Raw genomic sequence first — 1209 nt, 5'->3', positions numbered from 1 at the left:
CTCTCCATCGAGGCCATGAAGATGGAAACCGCGCTGCATGCCGAACGCGACGGCAAGATCACTGAGGTTCTGGTGCGCCCCGGTGATCAGATCGACGGCAAAGACCTGCTTGTCGTTATCGACTGACTTGCCGAGATATCCTTTGGTCGACGAAGATACCAAGTTTCTTCGAAGGTTAGGATTAAATTTACCTCGACCTGAGAACATTATCTATGTCACGAGAACAAATGTTCTGGCAGTGAGAGCATGGCTCTTCGTCGTCATGCGCGAGACGCTGAGCGACATGGGAACTGTCGCGTTTAAAATGGGATGGGGAATAAGATGACTACGTACAAACGTCAGCCAAGTGCAGCTTCAATCGGGACATGTCTGCTTTCCAGCGTCCTGTTATGCGTGACGACCGCCAAAGTTGCCCTCGGTGCGGAAAAATGTGTCCCGGATCCAGCGATGGCGTCAGCCGCCATGCAGTCTGCCGATTTGGATGCGCGGTTTGGATCGGTGCCATCGCCGCTGCAACCTGTCAGGGTCGCGTACGTGACGCAACTGCTGGAAGACCCCTTCTGGTCGGAAGTCCTGAAGGGACTTCATGCTGAAGCCGACCGCTTGAATGTCACTTTCGACGCAAGCGCTCCCAAAGATCGGGCCTCCGAGTCGGAACAGCTTGCCGTGGCTAAGGCTGCACTGGCACGGAATCCAGACGTTCTTATCCTCACGGCGATAAACTCGACCAACCTTCGTAGCGTGATCGATGAAGCCAATTCACGCGGTATTCCGACGATCTCCATAAACCTTCGGTCGGAAGGTGTTCGAGTTCATGTCGGAACTAATCACGTGGCGCTTGGCGCTTCGGGCGCCGAATTCCTGCACGAACATTTCCCGGCCGGTGCGGCTATTGCTCAGATCGAAGGCGAGATAAGGTCGCCCTATCGCATAGATCGTGTGAAGGGGTTCGCCGACCGCCTGAAGGACTATCCCGACTTGAAGCTGATTGCGAGCGGTCAAGCGGACTGGGACGACAAGAAAGCGCGTAATCTAACGCTCGGGATAATGGCGGCACATCCGGAGATTAAAGGCATCTATGCCAACAGCGACCTTATGGCGATGGGCGTGGTCCCCGGTGAATGTCGTTGTTTTCCAGTGGCCATGCGGCACGCCAGCTCGGCAACGCTCACCTCGAATGGCACGCCCTCGCAGGCGCGCCATCTTCGT

The 1209-nt window shown here is 55.9% G+C and carries 1 protein-coding gene and 2 pseudogenes; 2 read left to right on the top strand and 1 reads right to left on the bottom strand.

Features of this window, described 5'->3' with window-relative positions; genetic code table 11:
- Together ACFVTJ_RS25445 and ACFVTJ_RS25440 are read left to right on the top strand one after the other, a co-directional pair.
- On the top strand, positions 1–126 hold a 126-nt coding region (locus ACFVTJ_RS25445), incomplete at its 5' end, for a biotin/lipoyl-containing protein (protein WP_386911276.1).
- A gap of 183 nt (positions 127–309) precedes the next feature.
- Positions 310–1101: pseudogene (locus tag ACFVTJ_RS25440) on the top strand (substrate-binding domain-containing protein); the annotation flags it as partial.
- A 12-nt stretch (positions 1102–1113) separates the two neighbouring features.
- On the opposite strand, the pseudogene ACFVTJ_RS25435 reads toward ACFVTJ_RS25440, so the two are convergent.
- Positions 1114–1209 (bottom strand): annotated as a pseudogene (locus ACFVTJ_RS25435) (IS630 family transposase); the annotation flags it as partial.

This window comes from Agrobacterium sp. NPDC058088 (assembly GCF_042885035.1).
Lineage (GTDB): Bacteria > Pseudomonadota > Alphaproteobacteria > Rhizobiales > Rhizobiaceae > Agrobacterium.
Note: the sequence above shows the minus strand (reverse complement) of the source record. Positions and strands in the feature narration are given on the sequence as shown.